This is a genomic window from Kribbella sp., assembly GCF_035655035.1.
GTDB lineage: Bacteria > Actinomycetota > Actinomycetes > Propionibacteriales > Kribbellaceae > Kribbella.
This window is the reverse complement of sequence record NZ_DASRVN010000743.1, coordinates 1-6,738: the sequence shown is the minus strand read 5'-3', so window position 1 is coordinate 6,738 and position 6,738 is coordinate 1. Positions and strand designations below refer to the sequence as shown.

Annotated in this window: 5 protein-coding genes; 3 read left to right on the top strand and 2 right to left on the bottom strand. The window is 70.5% G+C overall.

All coding sequences use genetic code 11. From position 1 onward, the window contains the following. From VFF46_RS38125 to VFF46_RS38115, 3 genes are all read left to right on the top strand, one after another. The coding region (locus tag VFF46_RS38125) for a glycosyltransferase family 4 protein (protein ID WP_325042144.1) at nt 1-2,666 on the top strand (2,666 nt) is incomplete at its 5' end. Further along, nucleotides 2,667-3,842 carry a glycosyltransferase gene (locus tag VFF46_RS38120; RefSeq protein ID WP_325042143.1) on the top strand — a complete coding sequence of 392 codons (1,176 nt, stop codon included), beginning with the start codon at nt 2,667-2,669 and terminating at the stop codon, nt 3,840-3,842. Nucleotides 3,843-4,052: 210 nt separating this feature from the next. Continuing rightward, nucleotides 4,053-5,102: a hypothetical protein gene (locus tag VFF46_RS38115; protein ID WP_325042142.1), complete on the top strand. Its 1,050-nt coding sequence runs from the start codon at nt 4,053-4,055 to the stop codon at nt 5,100-5,102. Here VFF46_RS38115 and VFF46_RS38110 read toward each other — a convergent pair. Together VFF46_RS38110 and VFF46_RS38105 are read right to left on the bottom strand one after the other, a co-directional pair. Beyond that, complete coding sequence (locus VFF46_RS38110; protein WP_325042141.1) at nt 5,051-5,926, bottom strand: hypothetical protein; 876 nt, start codon at nt 5,924-5,926, stop codon at nt 5,051-5,053. The genes VFF46_RS38115 and VFF46_RS38110 overlap by 52 nt on opposite strands. Then, the coding region (locus VFF46_RS38105) for an SPFH domain-containing protein (protein ID WP_325042140.1) at nt 5,923-6,738 on the bottom strand (816 nt) is incomplete at its 5' end. The genes VFF46_RS38105 and VFF46_RS38110, both read right to left, overlap by 4 nt.

Genomic DNA, 6,738 nt, shown 5'->3' with positions numbered 1-6,738 from the left:
GTGCGGCGGATTGTGATCGGAAGGTCGGTCAGCCAGTGACAGATGCCGGCCTGCGGGTCGTGATGATGGTCGCCAACGACGTCACCAACGACAGCCGGGTCCGCAAGGAGGCCGCAGCACTGGCCGAGACCGGAGCAGAGGTGACTGTGCTCGGGGTCTCGGCCAACGGCCTCCCGTCGAGGGAGATCCTCGACGGCGCGCTGATCGTCCGGGTGGCGGTGCCGTACGCACTGCGTGAGGAACGGAAACGAAGCCGTACGGCGCACCGCAACTGGCGGCCGCCGTTGGTGGGCTATCGGTACCGCGCGACCTATGTGGCGCGTAGCCAGCGGATCGCGGCCGAGCTCAAGGAGCTCAAGGCCGACTCCGGGCACGCGATCGCACGGGCCAAGGCGGGCCAGGGAAACCCGGTCAAGTACAAGGTCGGCGTGGCTACCCGCCTGCTCCGCCGGGCGCGCTGGAAGGCGGCCGAGCGGGCCGCCTGGGTGCGCAAGGGCGTCGGCAACAAGGCGGACGCGCCGTTCAAGTTCAGCTGGCGGGCGTACGACGGTGTCCTGCACCGGCTGCCGTGGCCGGCGCCGTGGCGCAAGCTGCACCCCGAGGCGCTGGACCTGGAGATCGCGTTCGGTGACCTGATCGACCGGATCGAGCCCGACGTCGTGCACGCCCACGACATGCACGTGATCGGGGTCGCCGCCCGCGCCGCCGGTCGCGCGAGCCTGCGCGGCCGGAACCTGAAGGTCGTGTACGACGCGCACGAGTACGTCGCCGGGCTGTCCCAGTACGGCGCCCGGACCCGGCGGTCGATCGCGGCCTGGGCGAACCACGAGCGCGAGTACATCGGCGACGCCGACCGGGTGATCACGGTCAGCCCGGCGATCGCGACCCGGTTGCAGGCCGAGCACAAGCTCGACCACCTGCCGACCGTGGTGATGAACACGCCGAACCCAGCTGACGTGTCGGTCGAGGTGCCTGACATCCGCAGCCAGATCGGGCTCGCGTCCGACGTACCGCTGCTGGTCTACAGCGGCGGCGTCACCCGGGCGCGCGGCATCCACACCGCCGTCCAGGCGCTGGTGGACCTGCCGGACGTGCACCTGGCCGTCGTGTGCGTGCCCGACATCGCGAACGACGCGGTCCGGGCGCTGCAGACGGAGGCCGTGCATCTGGGCGTGGACGACCGCCTGCACTGTCTGGACCCGGTGAAGCCGGACGAGGTGGTGGCGTTCCTGCGTACCGCCGACGTCGGCCTGATCCCGATCCTGCGGTACCCGAGCCACGAGATGGCGCTGCCGAACAAGCTGTTCGAGTACGCCTTCGCCGGGCTGCCGGTGGTGGTCAGCGACATGCCGAGCATGAAGGAGTTCGTCGGCCGGACCCGGATCGGCGAGGTCCACGTCGCGGAGGACGCGCACGACCTGGCGTCGAAGGTCCGGACCGTGCTCGCCGACCTGGACAACTACCGTGAGCGGGTCGCCGATCCGGCGTACCAGCAGGAAGTGTCCTGGGCCGGGCAGGCGGCCAAGCTGCGGGACCTGTACGGCGAGCTGACCGGGCAGCAGCTCGAGATCAGGCGGCCGGGTGGCAAGATCGAGAAGACCGGGCGGCACCTGCTGCTCGGGCCGGTCAACAGTGCGGGCCAGGCCTGGCTGTGGGCGACCGCGCTCGAGCGTGCGCACCCGGACATCAAGGCCGAGTCGCTGACCACGGGCAGCGGTGCGTTCGACTTCCACGTGCACCGGACCGGTACGTACAAGCAGTACCGGTCGGACCTGCGCTGGCAGCTCGAGCTGACGGCGTACACGCTGCGCCACGTCACGCACGTCCTGTTCGAGGCGGGCCGGCCGATGTTCGGGCAGCTGCCCGGCGACATGTGGACGGCCGACGTACCGGTGCTCGACCAGGCCGGGATCAAGCATGGGCTGGTGTTCCACGGGTCCGAGATCCGCGACCCGACGCAGCACCGGGAGCGGTACCGGTTCTCGCCGTTCCGGGACCCGGAGGACGAGCTCACCCAGCGGTTGCAGTCGGCGAACAACAACGTCCGCCGGCACCTCCGCCGGTACAACGGGGCCGGTCCGGTCTTCGTGACCACGCCGGACCTGCTGGAGTTCGTGGACGACGGCATCTGGTTGCCGCTGACCGTCGACATCGACACGTTCGCGTCCACCCATCCGGTGCTGGAGCGCGAGGTCCCGGTGGTGCTGCACGCGCCGTCGGCGAGCGTGCTGAAGGGTTCGGCGTACGTCGACCCGGTGCTCAAGGACCTGGACGCGCGCGGGCTGATCAAGTACCAGCGCGTGCAGGACGTGGCGCACAAGGAACTGGCCGAGATGGTCAAGAGCGCCGACATCGTGGTCGACCAGATGCTGCTCGGCTCGTACGGCGTGTTCGCGTGCGAGGCGATGGCCGCCGGCCGGGTCACCGTCGGGCACATCGCGGACCCGGTCCGGGACCTGCTGCCGACCGACCTGCCGATCGCCGAGGCGACGCCGGACGACCTGTCGGAGGTGATCGAGCGGCTCGTCGCGGAGCGCGACACCGCCCGGAAGATCGCCGACGCGGGGCCGTCGTTCGTCCGTGACCTGCACGACGGGCGGAAGTCCGTCGAGGTGCTGCTGCCGTTCTTGAACAACGAGTTCGTACGCAAGGACGAGAGCGAGTAAGTGCGGATTCTGATGATCGCGCAGTCCCCGATCGCCGGGGACTCGCGGATCCTGCGGGAGGCGACAGCGCTCGCCGCGGCCGGTCACACGGTGCATGTGATCGGCCGGGACGTTCCGGAAGCCTGGCTAGCTGATCAACAGAGCGAAGTCGGGCCGGGCGTCACGGTGGAGTCGGTCTCCCGCTCTTCCGGTCTGCGGGCCGGAGGTGGTGGGCTGACCGTCGGGCACGGGCATTCCGGGCCGAAGGTGCTGGCGAAGCGGTTCGGGCGGTGGTTGTTGCTGCCGGAGCATCGTGCTCGCACCGAGAAGCAGTGGCGGGTGGCGGCGGCGCCGCAGGTGGCTGCTGCTGGGCCTGTTGATGTGGTGCACGCGCATGACTTCAACACGCTGGAGCTTGCCGCGGAGTACGCGTCGAGGTGGTCGGCGGCGCTTGTGTACGACAGCCATGAGCTGTGGTTCGACCGGGCACTGCCGGGACGGCCGACGCCGTTGTGGCGGGCGCGGGGACGGCGGTACGAGCTGTCGCTGGCGTCGCGCGCGAAGGTCGTGTTCACGGTGTCGGACGGGATCGCGGCGCGGCTGCGGTCGCGCGGGTTGCCGGATGTGCGCGTCGTACGGAACACGTTCCCGCGCGCGGACGACGTACCGCCTGCCCCGTCGCGGCCCGAGGGTTTGCTGTACGCCGGGCGCGTGGGCGCCGGGCGGGACCTGTCGACGGTGGTGGCTGCGGCTCGTCAGCTGGCGCCTTTCCGGACGGTGCTGATGGGATCGGTGGATCCCAACTACCGGCTGGACCTGGGTCCGGTGGAGACCGTTCCCGAACGACCGCTGGACGAGGTCGACGACACGTTACGCGCGTACGGGATTTCGTTGGTCACGCTGACGAACACCTGCGAGAACCACCGCCTGGCCCTCCCCAACAAACTCTTCCACGCGGTCCGGGCCGGGGTGCCTGTGGTTGCGGCGGACCTGCCCGAACTGCGCGCGGTGGTAACGCAGTACAAGCTCGGCGGCCTGTACGAACCCGGCAACCCCCAGTCCCTGGTGGCCGCCGTCCGCGGGGTGATCGAGAACTACGGCACCTACACCGACGGCGTCCGCTCCGCCGCAGCCGAACTCAACTGGGAACACGACGCCACCACCCTCACCACAACCTACGCCAACCTCCTCCACTGACCCACGCTCCCCGCCGCCCGGCGAACCCTCCAGTTCGGGGGTTGTCCCCGCAACTGGAGGGTTTCCTACTGGGGCCCGGCGCGAACACCACACCCGGTGTCGAGCGCATTCCGTCCCCCCAGCACACCCGGGTGTTCGCTCAAGCCGGCCCGGCTGTTTGATCATCCGGGCTTCGGTAGGCGTTCACCCTGGGTTCGTAGGGTCGCGCGCATGATCACGACGCGACGTACGTTGTTGAAGGCCGGGGTGCTCGGGGCAGGGCTGGCGGCGACGCCGGGGTTGGCGTTGGCGGCGCGGCCGCGGCGGACGCGGGTGCTGTTGGCAACCAACGAGCCGTGGGGGACGTACCACGCTCAGCCGTTGCTGGCCGAGGCCAAGCGGCGTGGGTGGGAGCTGGTGCAGGTCGTGCCGGATCTCTCGCAGATCAAGGCGGGCGACCCGGTGCAGGTCGCGACACTGGCCGACGTACCGCAGGGTGATCTGCTGGTGGTGAACGGCGCCGAGGCCTGGCCGGCGGATGTAGCGGCGGCGCTGAAGCGGCTGCCGATGGCGGCCAGTTCGCTGGCGTACCTGAAACCCGTGGAAGCACCGCGGGCGAAGGAGTTCCGCCAACGGCTGGAGCTGGTGACGGCGGCGTCGCCCGCCGAGTCGGACGTCTTCGCGAAGTACCTCGGCTGGAAGCGCCAGGTACGCATGGTCGGGTCAGCCCAGACCGACGACCTTCCGAAGTACGCCCCGCAGAAGGATCGCGTACTCGTGCTGACCAGCGTCACGCACCCCGACCAGACCGGCAACGCCGCGCCCGGCACGCAACTGCTGCTCGACGCCGCCGCGAAACTGCAGGCCGCGGGCAAGCACATCGTGGTCGGACTGCACCCGCGCGAGGACCGGACGCTTTGGGACCGGTACGAGATCAGCGCGCTCGGTTCGGTCCCGGAGTCGGCGTCCGCGGAGTGCGCGGTGGGGATCCCGGGCACGGTGTTCCCGATCGTCGCCGCGGTCGGCGTACCGCTGGTCGGGTGTGTGGATCCGAAGCTGCAGGTGCCGGACTACATCCTGAGTGTCTGCTCGTCGACGATCGACGCGCCCGAGCAGGCCGTCGCCGCGATCGCGGACGCGAAGCCGGCCTCCCGGGGCGCGGTGTTCAACGCGGTCGGACCGATCGGCGGGTCGGCGCGGCGGCTGTACTCCGCCTGGCACGCGACGATTCAGAGCACCAGGTGCAACTTGACCGCGGCGACGCCGACCTCGATCCGCTGACCCCAGCCGACGCTCAAGGTGTCGGACTCCATGCCGTCGCCGAACACCACCAGGTCCGACTCGGCGGTGATCGTCAGCGAGTCCGGTGCCTTGAGCAACCCTTCGGTGTGGTCGGTGCCGGTCGCCGGTGACGGCCACGCCTCGCGGACGAACCAGCACAGTACCGGGTCGGTCGGAGCCGGCAGGGTCAGCGGGCTGCGGCGTTCCTGCCAGGCTGAGCGGCACCAGCCGGTCGATCCGGTACCGGTACCGATCAGGATCCCGGACGACGACTGCCGCTCGGGCAGCCCGTCCGGCGACGCGAGCCGGTAGCGTGCGGACTGGTGCGTACGGTGGCCGACGTACACCTCGTTCAACGCGAGCAACTGCTGGCCGTCATCGGTGCTCGCGGCAACCATTGTGCGTTCGGCAACCCGCAAAGACGCAAGCAGGTCGGCGATCGCGGCAGGTTCGTGTGGGACGAGTACGCCGGGGTTGCGCGACGGCTCGGGGTTGATGCCGATCACCGGCTGGCCGTCCAGGTACTTCGCCACGTTCGCGACCAGGCCGTCCTGCCCGACCGCGATCACCACGTCCTCCGGACCGAACCCGAACCGGTCGAGATCGTTGCGCTCGGCAACCGTACGTCGCCAGTCCAGCGGGATCGCGGCCGATACCGTTGCCAGCGCGTCCTGCTGAGCCTGGTGCCGGGCGTCCAGCTCGGCCAGGTCCCGCCCGCGCCCGGCGAGGAAGAACCCGGCCTGCTGCCGCGTCCCGTGCCGGGCGATCAGCTCGGTGAGCTCGGTCGCCCGGTGCACGAGCACCGCCCGCGGAGGCAGACTCATGCGGCCTGCCCTCCCGAGGTCAGCTTGGTCAGCAGCGGGGTGATCAGGTCCGGCGTCAGGTTCAGCGTACCGATCTCCGGCAGTGCGCCCTGCTTGATCGCCATCGCGAGGATCGTGCCCTGGTCGAGCTCGGCGTACGCGTCCAGCAGGGCCTTCTCGGCGGCCGCCTCCGCCGCGCCGATGACCCGCTTGGCGTCCGCCTCGGATTCGGCCAGAGCGCGTTGCCGTGCGGCCGCCGCCTGGGTCTCGATCTGACCGGCTGCCGCGGCCTCGGTGGTGCGGTTGCGCTCGTTCTGACCCCGTTGGTTGACGAGCTGTTCCTCGCGGCGGGCGAGCTCGATCTGGTTCTGTAGTTCGTTCTCCGCGATCGAGCGCTCGCGCTCGACGGCGAGTGCGCGGCGTTCGTACGTCGCCTTGTCCGCAGCCTGCTGCACCATCTCGCGGGTGGGGGTCTGCAGCGCCTTCTCCACGTCCCGCTCCGCGCGGACGGCGACCACGCGGACGTCCTCGACGCCGATGCCGAGCCCGGTCAGGCGCTGGTCCTCGCGCAACCCGGTGCCGACCGCCGCACGCAGCGCGGTCATGCCCTCGGACAGCGCCTCGGTGAGCGTCATCCGGGCCAGCAGGTCGAGCGCGGTCTGCTGGGCCAACTCGGTCAGCAGTCCGCCGACCTGCTCGAGCGGGGTGGACCGCCAGCGGCCGCTGCCCGGGTCGATCCCGAAGTCCAGCCGGGTCGCGGCCAGCGCCGGGTCGGTCACGCGGTACGTGACGGTCGCCTGCACCGCGACGTCCTGGAAGTCCTGCGTCCGTCC